Below are 19,058 nucleotides of genomic sequence, written 5' to 3' on the forward strand. Positions count from 1 at the left end.
TGACTGCTTACTCTGCAAGGAGGACCAAAACGGTTAGTCGGTTTCCGTATGGTCGAAGAGGATGATGCCACACAGTTAAAATAATCAAGCGCCGGAAATTCCGTTTAAGGACAAAATTCATTGTTGGGGCTTTGGTGCGGATGGCTCCAGTACAAGCTCACTTGGAGCATTGCAGATTATTGACCAAATTGCTTCGCGAGGGCTCGCACTTGAGCGGCAAAGACCGTCTCTGCATTTTCCACAATGACGCCTTGAGCCTGATCGAAGCTATCGACTTGAAGTTCGTTGAGGCCAAAGAAGTCACGCGTATAAACCGCCTTCACACTCCCCTCAACATTTATGAAAGTGACAATATTCTTGGTATCAACCTGAACTGCTATCCGCTTCAGATGTTCGTCGTATGCATCGAAGCTAGGATGGATAAAGCGATAGTTTTCGCTATCTTGAAATTTCGCGAAGTCAGTCGTATCGACGACGAATGCGTCGCCTTTGCGTTTGAACTGCATGTTGCAGCGCTTGCAAGCGGCAGCTAAGTTCCAGACTGCATAACTGAACGGTCGGTAGACCGGCTTCCCTTTGGGAAGCACGTGCTCACGGTCGGTCATAAATGGCCCTGCACCGTTGAGGTTCGTTCGGCAATAACAACAGTTTCCGCCATGCCTTTGAAGATGATATGCAAGGATTCTGTCTTTAGCTGCCCTGAGCGCCTGTCGTTCGCTGCTGTCTTCGGGTTTCCAGTCCCAAGGTTTTTCTGTTTTCAGCGCCTTTTCGACTGCCTTAGCTTCCTCTTCACCCAACTCAAAATCGGCTAGGGCGGGTAAATACCGATCAACCATCGTTCCTGTCGGCCTTGCGTATGTGGCGATCGACCTTTCCAATAAGGTCGCGAACTGCGTCGAAGAATTTTAGCTGCTGACTATCAAAGCTGTTGCTGGCCATCTCGTTAACGCGAGCTATGGCATTATCGCGGGTGATTTCGCCGCGTTCGACTTGAGTGACGATTCCGACCATTTCCTCACTGACGAAATGGCTAGCGGGTGTGATCACGTCGAAGGCTCGCCACAGAACCCCCTCAACGTTAGCAGCAGAAACCTTAGCTTCCTGCAAATCGAGTGCCTTGGGAAAACCATCTCGGATATGAAAGGCGGATACCATGTCTGGGACCGTCCCAAGGGCGCCGATAACGATCAGCGGAGCATGTGTTGCTATAACAATGGTTGCATTGCGATAGGACGCTGCAGCTAGAATTTTATCGACATACTCCCGCTGCCAACGGGGGTGCAAGCTGTTCTCTGGCTCATCGATGACAATAACCGGATCCTCACCGAGTGAGCTCACAAGGAATACAAGTGAAGAAATCAACGACAGTTCGCCAGAACTGGCGTTCAAGAGCTCAATTATTTCACCGTCGTTGCGCTGAAGGAAAACTTGAATTCCCCGTAACCTCCCTGAACGACGAAGGCTACTCTCGCTGCGTAAGATTGCCCCAAACTCACGACCAAGAGAGAACGAATATGCAGAATCCCCTTGGTCAACCCACAGAATTTCCTCTGGATTATGCCTGCGCAAAAAACTGACGACGGCATCGTAGTCATTTAGATCGAAGAGATAATCCTCCGGATCTACTCGCGCAGCATAAGGATCGGCATCCACAAAAAAACCAAATCGGGGTCGATAACCACAGTATTCTAGTATCGAACCGATATGATAGAAGCGGGAATCCGGACGGTCGATTGTCCTTCCGAGCGCCCGCTTTACAATGTTCTTCGGCGTGTAGCTGCCTCTGCCCGAGGCGATACGATTCAGCCCTCTCAAACCTGAAAATCGGTCATGTGCTGTGTTGGAAATAATGGCCAAGCTTCGCTCACCACGAAGCTGCAAGACGAGTTCCCGAAGAAACCGGCTCTTACCCGAACCGTTAGGTCCGACGAGTATCGCCACTTTTTCGGTACTCGGCCATCGGTCCGCCAAGCCAAGTTGCTGTAGGTTCGATGAAACCATATACTTTCCGAGAAACAAGTTTAAGGTGAGGAATGTTTGCCACACTACCGATCGGACAGAACTTTTCCAAGCCCTGCGTCAGTCCGAACGTCATCAATTCGACGATTATTTTTGAGAACGTCGCACACGCGCCGAATTGCGCTGCACACGGCATCACCGATTGCAGGAACCCGCCAATCGAATAAATATCGTTGCTTTTGACCATTGGTGACTGATGCTGATGGTAGCCTATCTGGCTTTTACGATTGCACTATTCACACGCTTCGCCATATGCATGCTACACGCCTTATTCAAACTGTCGATCCAAGAGGTCAAGGCTGTGCTTGGTCACTCCGATATTCGAACAACAATGCGATTTGCCCATCTTGAACAAGCCGTTGTTGCCCGCAAGGCACGCCATGTTGTAAACACCATTGAAGCCTTTAACTTCTCTAGTGGCGGTAGTGCGTAAGCATCTCAAGCTTATTGCCTAGCGCTTGCAACGCGGGGAATCGTGCTGGAAAACTTCAGCGTCGTTATAGTGGTACGGCTTCCTTCTATTTTAAATCAACTACACCCCGTTTCGACCGAACAGTCTGCGCGCTGAAGCGGAGTAATTCTGATTATGCCCTTGCTCAACGATATCCCAGCCGTGGCCTGAGCTTGGGTAAAATCTGCGGAACATAGTAATCCCTACGCCGGGCATTACTCTCTGCAACGATACCCGAAACGGTTAGTCGGTTTCCGTATGACCGACGAGGACGATGCCGCGCAGCTAGTATAATGTCTATGACCGTTTCAACCCCATTCAGTCGTTCGGCGTAAACTCCGCTCCGCCTGAAAGCGGACAACCGACCGGTTGCTTTATTCGCGTCATGCAACGCCTGTTCTGTCTATTTTCGCGTGAAAAGATTCTCATTCGGGTAGAAATCCGAAAGCATAAACCTGCGGGCGCAGCTTTCCGGTCAGCGCTGCATAGGCTGCCTTAAATGGATCGAAGTCGGTCAGCTCGGTGTCACCATAAGCTGCGAGCGCGCGTCGAATCTGATACCATCCCGCGTCTGGTCGCCCGAGCTTGAATTCGTCGCGAATTTTACGCGGGAAACTTGTGGCATGGAAGCTAGTCCAAAGCTTGCGGCCTTCTTTGAGCACCGCTCGCGCCTCCGGTGAGAAGATGATGCCTTTCACGTAGCGCACCATAAAGTCGCTCTCGAATCTCCCCTTCGCGCCGACTTCGGCTTCGCTGAAGGGGATGAAGTGATTGACAAGACTCCAGTCTCGATCATTCCAGTGAAGGCCATCAGTCCCGGCGGTCAAATTACTGCCGTTGAACAGCATCCAGACGAGGCAGTCCGACTTGAATTCGTCGGTCAGCGGCTTGCTTGGTTGCAGAAACTGATCGCGATCGTTGAGCCAAGTGGGCTTGATCAAACGACGGACGCTGAAAACGATAGCTGCTTGCCACAAGTTGTCGGGTGTTACGTAAGTGCCGCCGCCATTCCTGCCGGTGTAGATGGACGAAGTGAGGACTGTCCCTGTCGAGGCGTTCTGCAGATCGTTGTTACCCGCAAAGAGATATCCTAGTGCCCCATCGCACCAGAGCTTCCTACGGGGATTTCTTGACGGCGTGAGCGCGTTCGAAAGCGGGAGAGCTAATTCTCCCCGAGCCTTCGGGGCTATGATCCATGCGTTTAAGAATGAGGACGCGGGATGAACAACAAAAGTCTTCTCAGCAACTAGCGTTCCCTCCTTATCAAGCGCATTGGCTGTAATGTCGCCGATTCGGTCCTTTATACTTTGGTCCCATATCAAAAAGCCGATCGGAAATTCACCCTTTAATTCGAAGGCGCGGCTATGGACAACAAAGCCTCCTAGATACTTCGCTTCCCAAACCTTTCGAAACGCTTCGAAATTGGGAGCATTAACGTACTTCAGCTTGCTGAACATCGCGAGTGTTGCGTCGGGCATTTCCTGTCGTATGCGAATTAGGAATTGCACGAACAGTTCTTTGCTAGCGTATCCCAAGTTCATTGCGCGCATCCACTCATTGATGCGCGTTTTCTCCACTCCGACCTTGTTCTCGTCGCCCTTGCCGATTCCCGATCCACTCTCCGCATAAGGAGGATTAATCAAGATCAGAATCGGCTTCGCGCCTTTTTTACCCTTGTTGGCATCGGCAATCGCTTGCCTCAGCGCCTTAGGTAGTTTGTTCGACAGGCTGTAATCAATCTCGCCGAAGTCGGTGACATCGTCGTTGAGATAGTCGTACTGGAAAATCTCCGCCCCCGCGAATGCCGGGTTCGATCTCATGATCGTCACATCGGCTTGGTCGAGCGTGGACATGAACACATTGCGCAGGTTGCTGTGCTTCGCCTCGAGATTGCCCACTCCCGCACACATGTCCCACACTATATAGCGATCCTGCCATTTCTCGCCCAGCGTCGCACGGAGCTGATCGTAGGCTTTGTCGACGATGTGCAGCGGAGTGTAATACGCACCCTTAAATTTTTGCTCATCGATGGGGAGAAGGCTGTCGCGCCTTTCAAGCAGATAGTGGCGGTGCTTCTGCTCGGGCGGCCGATGATAGATGGCCCAAAAATTGCGGTAGCCGCGATCGTTGGCCAATTCATAGGTTTGCGCGTTGAGTAGGAAAGTCGGCCCAGCTGCTGTCATCAATAGACGAGCGGGCAGATTGTTTATCGTCTCACGCTGTCCGTCATGCATAATATCGGCGAAAAACAGCACGGCGTAATCCGCTTGCGATTTCACCCCAAGCTCCTGCCCGATCATCGAAACCCATCGGTCGAATACTTGCCGCAGATTATCGGGCGTGATCGGTGTGCGTATAATACGGCGTTTCTTGATCGCGTCCTTCACCGCCGTTATAAATGCGGCCTCGTCATGCGCGATCTCATATTCGACGATGTGCGTCTGGACGTATGGCGCGATCTGCGCGCCCAACTCTCTGCCGGCGCCCGACCCCGATTTTGGCCACACAATACTCTTATCGTCTAGCAAAGGCAGTGCCTTCTCGGTCGGCATGATCGCTGCTTTTTCGCGGTCGATCACAGTCAGGAACGCGGGAATCGGCTCGCCCCGCTTCTTCGCGGCACGGATATAAAACATCAGTTGTGCGAACATAACTATTGGCGGTGTAGAAACCGCCTTTGCTTCGAACCAGACCTCCTGCGTTTGAATATCGACAAGGTTCTTGGAAACACCCTTGAGCCCCAAGGCCGAGATATAGGCGTCCTTCACGTCTTCCTCGGTGCGAGCCTTGGCTAGCGTCTGTGCCAGTGTCATAAAATGCTTCGCTCCCGTTTGATAATTTATACCAAGACTCGCGTTATAAGATATTTCCGTTGATTCGCTACGCCAAAGCGGACTGTCGGCTTTCCACTACATCATGGTCTTTCCAGCAGAAAAAAAAGAAGCGGAATGGCCTCCCGGGAGTGCCCTTGAATTGTACGGTAATGGCTGCAATTGGGTCAGAGCAGAATTTGACGGAACGCCTGATCGCCTTTGCCCAGTAATCCGTACAGCGCTTCCGAATCCGGCAGTGAACTTTTGGGGTGTCCGTCCCTCCCGCCGTCGTCGATGCTAGACGAAATGAGCCAGCGAGCCCTGCGATTGTAACTCCTGTTGCTCCAATCACTCTCCTCACGACACTGGCCATTCGGTTATAGCCTCCCGCACAGGTTACGGAACGTCAGACTAAATACTTCACGAAACGATATCAGCAGGCTTACCCGTCGTGTAAATACCTTCGCATACCCTTGCCTGTCTCAGGGAATGTCGGCTCCTGAGCCCATTCTCAATGTTTAAACTATCCGCTTCACTGCTGGCTGGAGGGCCTCCAATGGGACAGAATTGGGCTACGCCTTGGCCGCCCCCATGGAGCGCTACCACTAGAAATCGGTTACAATAGCTTAAAGGCCATCCATCAAGTGGAGAACTACTTAATTTGGTAAGCGAGGCGGCGTTGTACGAATGCTGGCTTTGAGCCTTCAAGAATCTTCACGATGAAATCGTTTATGCGCGGATTCTCGATGGACCCGGATTCGTACGTAAATTTGTAGTTTGCTGCTTTATTCAGAGTCACATAAAGCACCTGCTCCGCATCAGCTCCAACGGCAAGGTTGGGGTTATGCGTGACCAAAATCACCTGCCGTGTTTTCTTGGCTACGCGGATGCAGTTCGCCAGAACGGAAAATATGCTGTCATTATCAAGATTGTCTTCTGGTTGGTCGATAATCAGCGGAGTTTTCTCCATGTCGAGATGAAGATAAAACACCAATAGCAACAAGCCCTTTTCGCCCGGAGATAGCTGATTGAGATTTTTTCCACCGAGGCGGAGCTCGTACCGCGCATCGAAGTATTCAAAAGAGAACAGCAGATCGTATAGACGCTTTAGGTCCTTAACCTGCTTGCTTACATCTTCCTCGAAGATCGAAGAAACAACGCCTTTGGCAAAGGCTAGAATGCTTTCGACATCGTTCCAATCTACATCCGCAATACGCGAATCGAGCTCAGCCTGACCTTGTGCCGCGCCGCGAAAACGGCCGCTCGCTACTTGATTAACAAGTTCGAAAAAATTGTTCGCAAAATCGTGTGAGGGTACGAAAGATGCATCAATCGTCACCATGAACGCATCGGAATTTACCTCAGCTAACCTTTCTTCAACGCTCGTCTTGAGGTTTTCATAAAAAGAGCGGACCTTCGTTTTTGCTTCAAAAATAGACCGGGAAATTTTCTCGCGGTCCTCGTATCGCTCGTGAAGCCTTACCTGCAGTTCTTCATCGATATAACGAATACGGCGCTCTATATCTTTGATCGTGCCGGGCTTAGGGCCTTCGTCTTCACCCATAACAGCAACCATTTTCGACTGCACATCGGTCAGCGCCTGCACGTACCGCTGATATCTGCGTTGCGGCGCGGATAGCGTCTCTTGCAGCGTTTTCAGCTTGTCTGCCAGAAATTGGTACGCGGCCCGAAGATCGGGCACGCTCGATAGCGCCGCCAAATCGGTTTCGCCGGAGACAGGCATCTTGCTGGCCAGATCGAGCGCTTTCACCTCAGCCTTGAGCGCTGTGATTTTGGCTTCGATTGACCGTGTATCGATGCGATGTGAAACAATGGTGTCGATGTCAAAGCCAAACTTTGCGCATGAAGCCCTGAGCTCCTCTTTGCCTTCCTTGACTTGCGCGTCAATCGCTGCGACAGCTTCCGTGAGCGCACCAAGATCGACAATATCCATTTTGAGCGCCGACAAGCGCTCTACGGCGATTTTACCTCGTTCTTGGATCTCCGCCTGCATCCTTCTCGTTTCTTCAATCTGTCGGGTTACGGCTTGTTGCTCGGGCGTTTCCTCTTGGGGCTTTGGCTCTTCCTTGGGTTTCGACCCTTCGAGAACACGGTATTCTTCGCGTTTCTGATTCAGCTCTTCGGTCAGACGCGTCTTTGTGGCCGGATCAGCCTGCTTCTCCAGTTCGACAATTTCGATGTTTAACTCACGAAGCCTAACCTTGAGCGCACTTATATCGCTCTTGCTCTGGCTGGTTTTAAGTTCTTCCAGCTCGGCAAAAGTGGACTTTCCCATTCGGTCGGACTCATCGACATGAGAGAACACGACCTCTTCTATTTTTCGTCGGAAAGCCTTGACCTCAATTTCGTTGGTAAGGCTCTCGAAGTAATTTTGCGGCAAATATTTTATGGATTCGGGTTTGAGAGTATCGACATCCGCATCCAGCTTTTTTGTCGGCTTTGCACCGCTTGCCCAAATCAGCTCACCGATAAAATTCTCCGCGTAGCCCTTCTGCCTGAATTTCCTGTTTCGCGTGTCATCCGTCAAGAAAGAGAAATGATCGAACTGTCGAGACTCGCCAAGCAGCCCGATTATGTCGGCAATTGCGCTCTTGCCGCTGCCCTTGTTACCGATGATCGCAGTAAGCTCGGGATTGAAAGGAATATCCACGTTCTCGAACCACGACCCGTTATTTCCGCGATAACCGGATACCTGATTGATTTTGAGTCCAGCGATGAAGCGGGTCGCATCCTGATCAAGTCGTCTCAATACCGTCGGACGCTCTCCGATATGAACGCGCCCCTTCGGTTCGAAAAGCGTTTGACGCAGCCCCCGAAACGTCAAGTCGGCTTTAATCCAAGTCGGCTCGAAGCCTGCCTCGTCCCCGGACAGGCGGGAAAGATCGTCAAACGAGTGCGCATCGGAGCCGCAATAGACCGGCTTTTTCTGGCTCTCGGATTTGTCCTCGTATCGGTTGGATTTCAAGAAATGGTGGGTGTTCTTCGCGGCCCCGAAGAACGCATGGCTTGCCTTATCGAGCTCGTCGGAAATCGACATGCTTCGGGGTGATTTACTATCAACGCCGCGAAGTCCGTCGTTACTTGCCGCTGTGACGATGATGTAGGCTGCCTCGTCGGGAAAAACCTGTTTTAGAGCGGCTTTAAGGTCGGCAATACTGACCGTGGCCTGTTCATGGTCCTCTTTGGAGCTTAGCTCGCGACAGCGCAATTGCACCCCGTTCCGCGTTTTGTGGGTATAAAGGTCGCTTAAGAGGGTGGCTAGCTTGTCCGGTGTAGCTGCGACCGGATCAATGAGGACGTGGGTGTGGACATTCCGTCCATCGGAACTGATGGTCTCGGTGAGACGGAACTCAATATTTGGTATGAAGAGTTTCTTGCCCTCGGGATAGTGTTTCCTATAGGCATCAAGAACGGCGAAGTAACCGTCGAAAGAAAAATAGTCGGTAATTCCGAAAGCCTCTACAGCAGAGGCTTCGAGTTCATCAACATAACGTTTTAGGATCTCGTCCGAAGCTCCGCCGTAATTGTCAGACAGCTTCGTGCCCGGCGCATGCAGATGTAAGTCCCACCGCTTCCAAATTGATCCAATCTTCTGGTGTAGTTCCGACAAACCAAGCCCCCCAATTACCGCACAGCTTGAGCAACAATATAGCCGATTAAGGATGTTACCGGTTCAACCTCGTATGGGAATTGAATGTAGGTTGTTCAGGCGGCACAACATATCCGGAATCATGTTCTCTTGTATCCATGAACAAATTAGGAACCCACGCCTGAGCGAGTCAACAAGTAATCCGTTTTTGAGCCTGCAATTGATCCAACAACCCCGATGTTGGCCGAGATGTTTGATCTGGTAGGACGGGACGCATAGCAAAACCCTTGCCAAGTAAGCGTTGTATTACAGCGCACATCTTGCAAAACAAATTAGGAGACGGTCTCGCTATATCAGAGGATTCACCGGAGGGTGCTGTCTAGGCGCAATAATCCCAAACGTCGTCCTGTCCGTCGCTTCCACGGCAATTTGCTTACCAGGTGTTCACGTCTGACATATCATCAGTTCATGAGAATCGGTGGACTGACAGTCGAGGCGATATTTGCAGAGGGCGGGCTGCTGATCAGCCGTCGCTGACAAGGTTGGCGGGACGCGCTGGGAAGAACTGGTGTCATCATAGGACGTAGTTCGCGCTTTCGGCGTGCTGGCGACGATCCGCAAAAACGAAATCACCGTTAAGACCAAGATCGGTCTTTCCGATCTGCCACATCTCGTCAATTCGATGTTGCTGGAGCCTACGAATGGACGGTGCTGGACACACGCATTCAAATTGCTCGCCGGTGTGGTCGGGCCGGATTTGCTGAGCGTGGATTCGGTCGCGCAAAAGTGCAGTCGCAATGACACGGATAATAGGGAAACCGTACCGCCAGATTTGAGTGCAGGTCAGGTGTTCAATGTGTTTTCCCGGAAGGCGCATTCAGCCGTCTTCAACGTCAATCGGATGATGGAGGTTGACCACAGCCCACCAAAATAAATCGTGCATTCAAACCTGTGAATTGACTGATACAGACATCCCGTGTCTTTCAACTGACTCGGCGCCATCGCCAACGTACCAATCATGCCTCTGGAGAGCCTAACAGCGCCGCCATCGTCATAGATCTAAATCGTCAGGTATGTCTGTTCCATCAAGGTAACTGACTGGAATTTGTCGGAACGGCTGATCGCCAGTGAACTTCTGATTGTTGTTGTTCGTACCTGTCGCCGTCATCGATGCCAAAAAGAAATGCTTCAGCGAGCCCCGCGATTGCGGTTCTTGTTTCCCTAAACACTTCACGCACGATACCGGTCATTTGGTCTTAATCTGCCAGACAGGTTACTGACCGCCACGACATCATCTTAGATGCCGGTAGAAAAATCAGAAAAAAAATCATAATCCGGTCTCCTTAATGTTCGTGGAGAATAAATACTTCACGAAACAATATCAGCAGGCTTACCCGTTGTGTAAATACCTTCGCCTATATGCCTATGATTATACCATTTTACACCCTCTCCTTTTTCTCAGGCAGGGGATTTAAATTACTATTTGATAAGGAGAAATAATTTGAATAATATTGATTTACTAAATGAATACGCTAAATGGATAGATGATACAATTTTTCATTATGCAAATTACTACATTGAAAATAATATGAAAATCAATCCAAAAGATTTCGTTTATAGATACGGATACTACATAACATTCAATTTTGAAATTCAGAAGATGGTACGTAAATATCAATTACTTCCGTCATCTCACCACCAGATCAATGAGAGAAACTTCAAGAACGTAAGATTCCTGTACAACTTAATATGCCGAGAGGCGTTAGGGCGTAACTTCATGAAAAATACTAGCGGTTCACCGCTAGTAATAATGTGTTCAGATGTAAACAATACCAAGTTCTGGTCATACAGCGGTGATATTATCAACCTCCATGTACACTCTATCTGGATATCAAACCCTGTTATCAATATCAATTTAGATCAATATATATCAAATTTATTAGAAAGTGATACTTCAGAGAACTTCGATTTTCGGGATGTACATATCGAACGTATCACTTCATATGACCCAACCGCTGATGCCCCTTCAAGAATTGCAACATATACGGCGAAATTCATACCTTTTAACACCCACGGAGCGGACATAGCATCCGACATCAGAATATTGCCTGAGTACAGTTCTCATTGTGATACTTGAGGTGGGAAGTAAGGGTAAGCTGCCATCGACGGCTATTTGAAGCTTTTGATTATCTCTTTTTCACCGATCTCATAGCTTACTAGTTGACCATTTTCGCATGAGTAACTCGAATCAGAATCAGCCGCACCAAATGCAACGCCAACTTGATCAGGTTCCTCAAAGCTGATGTACCACTGTTTGGTATCTTCTTTCCGTAATTTCTCGAGGATGTACGTGAGGCATCTGGAATCTGCGTCGTTCAGTCCTCGTTGAAGATAAACCTCGGTTTCTCTATCCAGCTTATCTAAACGCAACTTTTCGGCGTAAGCTACGGACAGATGACCGACGAATATCGACGTCAGGCAGACTGTGTGAACTAAGGGATTTCTCATTTGTACGCCGCTCCGCCAACGTGACCACTCGATGTCAGCGTGCATTTCATCTCATGAGGAACGCACGCGATTCTAGGGGTTGAACAAACCAACTCACGACCGCTCAAAGAGCAAGTAATGCATCCATCATCTATAGCAATGCACGCCTTGTTCTCGCTTAAGATTTGATCGGCTCTCTTCCCTAAACTGGACCTCTCCGATTCCACCGGAACGGGTGTCTCTGCTGCACCCACGAGAAGTACCAGCATGGAAAGCCCCAAACCATTCCAGATTCTTGTTTTCAGGATGTTTGAAGACAATTCACGGTTGGTTTTGACGGAGTTTAGCACTCCTAACTCCTATATCAGGACGACAGCTTTGTAGGATCGACGTTAACGTGAATCACCGGAGCAACGACGTTGTGATTGGAAACATTCGCTGAAGCACGCGCTAACCCGTTCAGTAAATTAGCTTGACGGACCATTGAGCCTAGCATGAACAGGTCGATCAGTTGGCCAATTCCCAGCAAACCGAGAGTACAAAGCCAAAGCAAGCCTGTCCACGGTCTACCCAGGTAGAAGCGGTGAAGTCCGCATAGTCCAACGAAGCCGCAACACCACAACAAGAATGCTGTCACTCCTGATTTCACTATCATTCCCTTTCTCAAGACAAATCGGTTCTCTCCTCAAAAAAATATAGAGGGAAACCACCTGAAACTCATACCAATGGATAAGTTTTTGGAAATTATTATATAATTAGACTTGTTTCAACTAAAATATTATACCTCTGGATATTCTTTTGCGTAGTTTCTTGTCTCATCAGATATGAATGACGAGTACCCGCTCCACGACAACAACCGCGCGAAGCTTTGGCGAACGCCTCAAAACTGCGAGAAAATATTTCGGATTAACGCAGGACGAATTGGCGTTGAAGTCCGGACTATCAACGATCACGCTCAGTAAATTGGAATCTGGCGTAAACAAGCCGTCTTATGACGCAGTCCTTTCACTCTGTAACTCGTTGGAAATTGAACCAAATTATTTCTTCGGTTGGTCGGATGAAATGTCTGAGCATACCAAATCGGAGCGCCGTCTGAAGCTTCGGAGCCTTATCCTTCATGCGGAAAAGCTGGACGATGCATGGATAGACGAATTAATTTCACTTTCAAAACTCGCATCATCCCGCCAATGATCGGCTAATTCTACGTTCCAAGGGACGGCAATTTAGTGTAAACATTTGAATTTAATTAGCCCATATATCGACATGCCCATCTTGCCCGGCGCGACCATGACCTGCACATCGACAGGCACCGCTTCTATGCCCTGAAAGGCAACCGTTCCAACCCGCGCGACCATAAGCCCCCACTCGCCACGCAGCACATCTCTAAAGTGAGAGAATGCTTAAATACAACCAGAGGATTTAAGCATTTTTCCCGAAACAGATCAAGAACGCTGTGTCGCCGGCGAGGCCTGAATTTACCAGGAAACGCGTGCGCCTATACGACCGGAAAGAAGCCTGAAGCGCTCGCCGCCGAGGTTGAACTCATAGGATGCATTGGCGTAGAGCGAGGTATTGTCGGCAACCTTGGTCGTGAAACCGGCACCGAGTTCAAGGCTGGTTTCCTCCCAGGACGGACGAAGCCTGTCATTGTTGAAATAGATCGTATCGCTCGCCTTGAACTGATGCCAGACATTGGCCAGCACAAACGGATTGAACGGCCGCTCGTTGATCGTGTAATTGCCTTGCAGGCGCGCGCCGACACGGCCTGTCCAGCTATCGTTATTGTCGTAACGGATGGTGCCGCCGGGATCGTTAGCCTCATCGAAATTCTGATACTGCCAATAGATCTGCGCCTGCGGTTCGATCACCCATTTTTCGCTGATCGCGAATTTCTTGCCCGCTTCGAGAGAGGCCGTCCATTCCTTGCCATGGAAGCTGGAACTATAATCTGCGACCGATTCCGTATCGATGCTGAGCCATGAATGCATGACGATGGCGTCGATATAAGCTTCGTTTTCCCAGGTATGGGTCCAGTAAGCGCCGAGGCTGTAAGCATCGACATCGATATTGCCGATCTCGATATTATTGCCATAGATGTTTCTGGCGCGCATATCGCCCCAGCCGCGCGCATAGCCAGCCATCAGGCCGAGCGTATCGAGCTGACCGTCATCATGTTCGGCACGATAGACCGGCACGCCGAACTGCATGCCCCACTGGTTACCCTTGTAGCGCTGATCTGCGAAGGTGCTGAGATTCTGGCGATATTGATCGCCGAACATGCGGCCCCAGATGACATGCTTGTTTGCTTCATCACCGAACCAGGACTGTTCGCCGTGCCGTTCGTGGAATGTGCCGAGCGCCACGCGCAACAACCCGCGCACGACGGTTGGCGTTGCGCCCAGGATCGGAACTTCGGGACGAACCAGCGTGATGCTGCCGCCATCGTCGCCACCGCCCGAACCGCCTCCGGTCCCACCGCCGCTGCCGCCACCCGTGCCGCCGCCAGAGCCGCCGCCTGTACCACCTCCGGAACCACCGCCAGAGCCGCCACCTGTGTTGCCATTGCCGTCGTCGTCATCATCGCCATCGTCAGGGCCGGGCAATAACCAAATCGGCAAATCAGGATTGGTTGCGTCGATGCCGTCGAAATTGTTGCGCAGATACCAATTGTTCTCGGTTCCCGCCGTCACACCGCCTTGCACCAGCTGGTATTCGTAAATACCGGCGGAAGCGCGCCGCGCGAGGTTAAACGTACCTTCGCCCGTGGTCGCTCCATTGATCGCCTCCACCACAAGGATACCGTTCTGCTGGGTTTGCGCACCCGTACCGCCGACATTGGTCACCACGATGCCGGTGGAGCCGGTCGTCGTGCCGTTCGAAATGACCAATTTGTCGGACGGCGCATTGTCGCTGGCCAGAACCGTGTTCAGCCAGAGCTGGCCCGAATTCCCCTGATAATTGCCGACGATGGTGAGGCTGTCCGATGTGGAATTGGAGCCATTGGTGAGATCGATCACGCCTGCATTCACCACCTGTGTGAGACTGCCACCCACCGCCGGGCTGATGGTCCAGCTGCCGCTGCCAGCGCGAAGATAGCTGCTCGAATCGATGGTGAGCGTGCCGGTAGCGGTGCCGCTGTCGCCAAGCGTCAGATTGCTGTTCATCGTCAGCTCCGACGCATTCTGAAGCTCGATAAGCTCCCAGTTGATCAGACGCTGCGGATTGCTGCCCTTGGTGTTCTGCCAGGTCAGACGATCTGTGCCGAGGCCGCCATTGATCTGGATGCTTTTCAGCTGCGTATCGGTCAGCCCCTGAAACACCGCGACATCATTGTCCGCGCCCATGTCGATGCCGCCGATCAGACCGCCCGTCCAGAGCATGTAATCAGCGCCATTGCCCGCCATCAGCGAACCGGTGACTTCGCCACCGGACAAGAGGAACCGGTCATTGCCGTCATCCTGATTGACCGTCGCACTGACACGACCGCCGCGCATGTCGAAAAGATCGTCGCCAGCCCCTTGCGAAACGCTGCCATTGATCTGGCCGGGATCATAATTGATGATCGTGTCGTTGCCGGAACCAAGCGCAATCGTGCTCTGGATCGTGCCGTAATTTTCCACGAAGGTCTGGCTGGCGCCATTGACGAAAATGCCGTTATTGAAGAATGCGCCGGTGGTGTTGGTGATATTGGTCGCGCCATCGCCATTGATGGTGACGCCATTGTTCAACGTGCCATCATTGGTGATGATGTTCGTGCTGTTGCCGGTGAAGCTGAACGCCGAATTGATATGCGAATTGGCATAATTATGGACCACATAGGTGCCGTTGCCGCTCACAGTCAGGCCGCCATTGATCGTGCCGCGATTGTCGAAAACGAGGCTGGTCGCATCGTTTATGGCAACGCTCTGCGCATTGCCCGAATGATCGACCGTCAGCGCGCCCATGCTGCTGGCCGTGAATGGGCCATTCAGATTGGTGTTCTGCTCGATCACGACATTGAGGCTGCCAAGCCCGCTGGTGCTGAACCCGCTCGGATTACCGTTACAGACAACCGTATCGCCCGATGCAGGCGAGGCAGGCGTACAATCGGCAAGCGCCGTTTCTGTATAGGGGAAGAGAAGAAGAACCCCGATGACCGGTATCGGCATTTTGAACTGAGGGGCGGTAAGGCGCAGTAACGGAAAGGCGTGACTTTTTCTGTTCTCAGTCGAATGACGCATCAAGGTCCCCTCGAATACTATTCGCAAATAACTGAATAGACCGAATTCTGCACTAAAGAACGGGATTGGCAATATTATAAATTAGGGTGTTCTAAATTTGTTGGACGGTGTGTCCCAAAATCGTACAGGGGGTGCAAGCGGCGCAGTCACTTTGATTTTGCAAGTCTGCTCAATCCTATAGCCAGACGAAGCGCATGTCTGGCGAAAAAGAAACGGGCCCCATTGCTGGAGACCCGTTTCACTATACTGGTGGTTCGCAGTCGAAACATCGGCGCCACGGATTTGCGGGGGCCGGTGTTGTCTATTACCGCTTTGCTTCCACTGCGTCCCAGAACAGAGCAGCAATATTGGTGCCGTCAAAACGCTCGATCTCGCGAATGCCGGTCGGCGAGGTGACGTTGATCTCGGTCATGTAGTCGCCGATAACGTCGATGCCGACCAGAATGAAACCGCGCTCCCGCAGGGACGGTCCGATGCGTGCGCAGATTTCACGTTCGCGCGCCGTGAGCTTGCTCTGTTCGGGCCTGCCGCCGACATGCATGTTGGAGCGCGCATCGGTTTCTGACGGCACGCGGTTGAGCGCACCGACCGGCTCGCCGTCGATCAGGATGATGCGCTTGTCGCCTGCGCGCACGTCTTTCAAATAGCGCTGGGCGATGAACGGCTCGCGGAAAAGCTGGCCGAACATTTCGAGCAGCGAAGTGAGGTTACGATCACCATCGGCCAGATGAAACACGCCCGCGCCGCCATTGCCATAGAGCGGCTTGAGGATAATGTCGCCAAATTCGCGGCGGAAATCCATGACTTCCTGCGGGTCCTTGGTGATGAGCGTTTCCGGCATCAGGTCGGGAAATTCGGTGACGAAGATCTTTTCGGGGCTATTGCGCACCCAGGCCGGATCGTTGACCACCAGGGTCTTCGGATGGATGCGCTCCAGAAGATGCGTGTTGGTGATGTAGTTCATGTCGAAAGGCGGGTCCTGACGCAGCAGCACCACATCCATTTCCAGCATGTCGCGGCGCTCAGGTACGCCCAGCGTGAAGTGATCGCCTTTGACGTCGCGCACTTCCAGTTTTTCGAGGCGCGCCGAAACGACGCCGTCGCGCATCGACAGGCGGTCAGGCGTATAATGATAAAGCTCGTGGCCGCGCTTCTGCGCCTCCAGCGAAAGAGCGAACGTTGTGTCGCCCGTGATGTTGATCGTGCTGATATGGTCCATCTGGACCGCGACTTTGAGAGCCATGATTTCCTCGCGATTCGAAGTTGCGGGAAATTTAAAACGGAATGCACCGGCGATATAGTGCCTTTCTGCCGCCGAAACCGTGCCAATTCAGGCTTTCCGGCGTCCACAAAACACAAAAAAGTGTTTGCCATGGGGCCTCACTTCCAAACGAGGCAACCCTCCCCATATGATGGATCACAAATAGATACCCCTAGAATCAAGAGAACCTCATGAAAAAGATTGGCTTTCTCTCGTTCGGCCATTGGTCGCCCTCCCCGCAGTCGCAAACCCGTTCGGCTGCCGATACGCTGCTGCAATCGATAGATCTGGCAGTAGCCGCTGAAGAACTGGGGGCCGATGGCGCCTATTTCCGCGTGCACCATTTTGCGCGCCAGCTCGCCTCGCCTTTCCCGCTTCTGGCGGCGGTCGGCGCCAAGACCAGCAAGATCGAGATCGGCACCGGCGTCATCGATATGCGTTATGAAAACCCGCTTTACATGGCGGAAGATGCAGGCGCTGCCGACCTGATCGCTGGCGGACGCTTGCAGCTTGGTATCAGCCGCGGATCGCCCGAACAGGTGATCGACGGCTGGCGCTATTTCGGCTACGCGCCGGAAGAAGGCCAGACGGATGCCGATATGGGCCGCAAACATGCGGAAGTGTTTTTGCGCACATTGAAAGGCGAAGGCTTTGCGCAACCCAATCCGCGCCCGATGTTCCCCAACCCGCCCGGCCTGTTGCGCCTTGAGCCGTATTCGGAAGGATTGATCGACCGCATCTGGTGGGGCGCAGGGTCGAACGCCACCGCGGTCTGGGCAGCCAAGCTCGGCATGAACCTGCAAAGCTCCACGCTGAAAGACGACGAGACGGGCGAGCCGTTCCATATCCAGCAGGCAAAGCAGATACGCGCCTATCGCGAAGCCTGGAAGGAAGCGGGCCACAGCCGCACGCCGCGCGTTTCGGTGAGCCGCAGCGTCTTCGCGCTTGTCGATGACCGCGACCGTGCCTATTTCGGCGCTGGCGGCAAGGAGCAGGACAGCATCGGCTACATCGATGAGAATACGCGGGCGATCTTCGGTCGCTCCTATGCCGCGGAGCCGGAAGACCTCATCAAGGAACTGGCGCAGGACGAAGCGATTGCCGAGGCAGACACCCTGCTTCTGACCGTCCCCAACCAGCTTGGCGTCGACTATAATGCCCATGTCATCGAAGCGATTTTGAAACATGTCGCTCCGGCGCTTGGCTGGCGCTGAATTGCCGCATTTATGCCATGCCGAAGCTTTTCATTTGGCGGGAAAATGCTCTAGACACAGCGGTTGAATGATACTTTTCGGGAGGAAAAGGTGACGTCCGTCAAAACTGTCATATTCGCCGACCATATCGCAGAACTGGGCGAAGGCCCGGGTTACGATCCGCTGACAGGCCATGTCTGGTGGTTCGATATTCTCGGGCACAAACTCATCGAGCGAAACTGGGAAAGCGGGGCAATGGAGGTCCATGACCTCGGCATGAAAGCCAGCGCCCTTGCCGTCATCGACCGCGAGCGCCAGCTTCTGGTCAGCGAACACGGGCTGTTCATCCGCGAGCGCGCCAATGGTCGTCTGACGATGCATCATCCGCTGGAAGCCGACAATCCGGTGACGCGCTCCAATGATGCGCGCGTCCACCCCTCCGGCGCATTCTGGATCGGCACCATGGGCCGTAAGGCCGAGAAGGATGCCGGTTCCATCTGGTGGTATCGCGAAGGCCAGGTGAAGAAGCTCTTTTCCGGCATCACGATCACCAATTCGATCTGCTTTTCGCCGGATGGAAAGATCGCCTATTTCGCCGATACCGACCGCAATATCATCTGGCGTGTCGATACCGATCCTGAAACGGGGCTGCCGGTTTCGGAAAAGAGCGTCTTTCATCACCGTGTCGATGAAGGCGGCGTTGACGGATCAGTCGTGGATGCGGAAGGCACCGTCTGGAACGCCTGCTGGGGCGGAAAAGCGCTTCACGCCTATTCACCACAAGGTCGCCTGATCCGATCGATAGAACTGCCTGTAAGCCAGCCGTCCTGCCCGGCCTTTGTCGGCCCGGATGCGGCGGTGATGATCGTGACCAGCGCCCATGAAGGCATGAACGACGAGGCTCGTAACGCCGATCCCCATGCCGGAAAGGTGCTGCTGCTTGATCTCACATTGGCGGGGCGGCATGACCCGCCGGTAGCGCTCTAAAAGATAAAGGCCCCTTC

The 19,058-nt window shown here is 52.4% G+C and carries 14 protein-coding genes and 1 pseudogene; 6 read left to right on the forward strand and 9 right to left on the reverse strand.

Annotated elements, in window-relative coordinates; genetic code table 11:
- Positions 1-176: 176 nt before the first annotated feature.
- Together QLQ11_RS08555 and QLQ11_RS08560 are read right to left on the reverse strand one after the other, a co-directional pair.
- Positions 177-836: an HNH endonuclease gene (locus QLQ11_RS08555; protein ID WP_371835857.1), complete on the reverse strand. Its 660-nt coding sequence runs from the start codon at positions 834-836 to the stop codon at positions 177-179.
- A complete protein-coding gene (locus tag QLQ11_RS08560; RefSeq protein WP_371835858.1) occupies positions 829-2,001 on the reverse strand; it encodes an AAA family ATPase in 1,173 nt (390 codons plus the stop codon). Before QLQ11_RS08560 ends, QLQ11_RS08555 begins: the two co-directional genes overlap by 8 nt.
- 220 nt (positions 2,002-2,221) lie before the next feature.
- Between QLQ11_RS08560 and QLQ11_RS08565 the strand changes: the two genes are divergently transcribed.
- Positions 2,222-2,452, forward strand: coding sequence for a hypothetical protein (locus QLQ11_RS08565; protein WP_283735988.1), 231 nt, complete (start codon positions 2,222-2,224; stop codon positions 2,450-2,452).
- A 443-nt stretch (positions 2,453-2,895) separates the two neighbouring features.
- On the opposite strand, the gene QLQ11_RS08570 is transcribed toward QLQ11_RS08565, so the two are convergent.
- On the reverse strand, positions 2,896-5,283 hold the full coding sequence (locus QLQ11_RS08570; RefSeq protein ID WP_283735987.1) for a hypothetical protein: 2,388 nt from the start codon (positions 5,281-5,283) through the stop codon (positions 2,896-2,898).
- A gap of 652 nt (positions 5,284-5,935) precedes the next feature.
- On the reverse strand, positions 5,936-8,914 hold the full coding sequence (locus QLQ11_RS08575) for a TrlF family AAA-like ATPase (protein WP_371835859.1): 2,979 nt from the start codon (positions 8,912-8,914) through the stop codon (positions 5,936-5,938).
- A 580-nt stretch (positions 8,915-9,494) separates the two neighbouring features.
- On the opposite strand from QLQ11_RS08575, the gene QLQ11_RS08580 reads away from it, so the two are divergent.
- Together QLQ11_RS08580 and QLQ11_RS08585 are read left to right on the forward strand one after the other, a co-directional pair.
- A complete protein-coding gene (locus QLQ11_RS08580) occupies positions 9,495-9,827 on the forward strand; it encodes a hypothetical protein (protein WP_283735985.1) in 333 nt (110 codons plus the stop codon).
- Between the two features lie 567 nt (positions 9,828-10,394).
- Positions 10,395-11,030 (forward strand): hypothetical protein, encoded by a 636-nt coding sequence (locus tag QLQ11_RS08585; protein ID WP_283735984.1) that lies wholly within the window; start codon positions 10,395-10,397, stop codon positions 11,028-11,030.
- A gap of 32 nt (positions 11,031-11,062) precedes the next feature.
- Here QLQ11_RS08585 and QLQ11_RS08590 read toward each other — a convergent pair whose 3' ends face one another.
- Together QLQ11_RS08590 and QLQ11_RS08595 are read right to left on the reverse strand one after the other, a co-directional pair.
- Positions 11,063-11,446: a hypothetical protein gene (locus QLQ11_RS08590; protein WP_283735983.1), complete on the reverse strand. Its 384-nt coding sequence runs from the start codon at positions 11,444-11,446 to the stop codon at positions 11,063-11,065.
- Between the two features lie 298 nt (positions 11,447-11,744).
- Positions 11,745-12,035 carry a TM2 domain-containing protein gene (locus tag QLQ11_RS08595; RefSeq protein ID WP_235818424.1) on the reverse strand — a complete coding sequence of 97 codons (291 nt, stop codon included), beginning with the start codon at positions 12,033-12,035 and terminating at the stop codon, positions 11,745-11,747.
- Positions 12,036-12,208: 173 nt separating this feature from the next.
- On the opposite strand from QLQ11_RS08595, the gene QLQ11_RS08600 reads away from it, so the two are divergent.
- Complete coding sequence (locus QLQ11_RS08600; protein ID WP_094540970.1) at positions 12,209-12,571, forward strand: helix-turn-helix domain-containing protein; 363 nt, start codon at positions 12,209-12,211, stop codon at positions 12,569-12,571.
- Positions 12,572-12,627: 56 nt separating this feature from the next.
- Here QLQ11_RS08600 and QLQ11_RS08605 read toward each other — a convergent pair.
- From QLQ11_RS08605 to gshB, 3 genes and pseudogenes are all read right to left on the reverse strand, one after another.
- Positions 12,628-12,735 (reverse strand): annotated as a pseudogene (locus QLQ11_RS08605) (ATP-binding protein); the annotation flags it as partial.
- A 120-nt stretch (positions 12,736-12,855) separates the two neighbouring features.
- Positions 12,856-15,528 carry an autotransporter outer membrane beta-barrel domain-containing protein gene (locus QLQ11_RS08610; RefSeq protein ID WP_283735982.1) on the reverse strand — a complete coding sequence of 891 codons (2,673 nt, stop codon included), beginning with the start codon at positions 15,526-15,528 and terminating at the stop codon, positions 12,856-12,858.
- Between the two features lie 376 nt (positions 15,529-15,904).
- Positions 15,905-16,843, reverse strand: a complete 939-nt coding sequence (gshB, locus tag QLQ11_RS08615) for a glutathione synthase (protein ID WP_109370077.1) — start codon at positions 16,841-16,843, stop codon at positions 15,905-15,907.
- A 209-nt stretch (positions 16,844-17,052) separates the two neighbouring features.
- Between gshB and QLQ11_RS08620 the strand changes: the two genes are divergently transcribed.
- The gene (locus QLQ11_RS08620; RefSeq protein ID WP_109370076.1) at positions 17,053-18,075 is read left to right on the forward strand and encodes an LLM class flavin-dependent oxidoreductase; all 1,023 of its coding nucleotides are present in this window, start codon (positions 17,053-17,055) and stop codon (positions 18,073-18,075) included.
- Between the two features lie 90 nt (positions 18,076-18,165).
- A complete protein-coding gene (locus QLQ11_RS08625) occupies positions 18,166-19,041 on the forward strand; it encodes an SMP-30/gluconolactonase/LRE family protein (RefSeq protein WP_109370343.1) in 876 nt (291 codons plus the stop codon).
- The last annotated feature ends 17 nt before the right edge of the window (positions 19,042-19,058 follow it).

It is taken from the genome of Ochrobactrum sp. SSR (assembly GCF_030067775.1).
Lineage (GTDB): Bacteria > Pseudomonadota > Alphaproteobacteria > Rhizobiales > Rhizobiaceae > Brucella > Brucella teleogrylli.

Bases quoted from the DNA above. Each gene is read 5' to 3' on its own strand.
- QLQ11_RS08555 (WP_371835857.1), bottom strand. From the start codon at position 836: ATGGTTGATCGGTATTTACCCGCCCTAGCCGATTTTGAGTTGGGTGAA.
- QLQ11_RS08560 (WP_371835858.1), bottom strand. From the start codon at position 2,001: ATGGTTTCATCGAACCTACAGCAACTTGGCTTGGCGGACCGATGGCCG.
- QLQ11_RS08565 (WP_283735988.1), top strand. From the start codon at position 2,222: ATGGTAGCCTATCTGGCTTTTACGATTGCACTATTCACACGCTTCGCC.
- QLQ11_RS08570 (WP_283735987.1), bottom strand. From the start codon at position 5,283: ATGACACTGGCACAGACGCTAGCCAAGGCTCGCACCGAGGAAGACGTG.
- QLQ11_RS08590 (WP_283735983.1), bottom strand. From the start codon at position 11,446: ATGCACGCTGACATCGAGTGGTCACGTTGGCGGAGCGGCGTACAAATG.
- QLQ11_RS08595 (WP_235818424.1), bottom strand. From the start codon at position 12,035: ATGATAGTGAAATCAGGAGTGACAGCATTCTTGTTGTGGTGTTGCGGC.
- QLQ11_RS08600 (WP_094540970.1), top strand. From the start codon at position 12,209: ATGACGAGTACCCGCTCCACGACAACAACCGCGCGAAGCTTTGGCGAA.
- QLQ11_RS08610 (WP_283735982.1), bottom strand. From the start codon at position 15,528: ATGCCGATACCGGTCATCGGGGTTCTTCTTCTCTTCCCCTATACAGAA.
- gshB (WP_109370077.1), bottom strand. From the start codon at position 16,843: ATGGCTCTCAAAGTCGCGGTCCAGATGGACCATATCAGCACGATCAAC.
- QLQ11_RS08620 (WP_109370076.1), top strand. From the start codon at position 17,053: ATGAAAAAGATTGGCTTTCTCTCGTTCGGCCATTGGTCGCCCTCCCCG.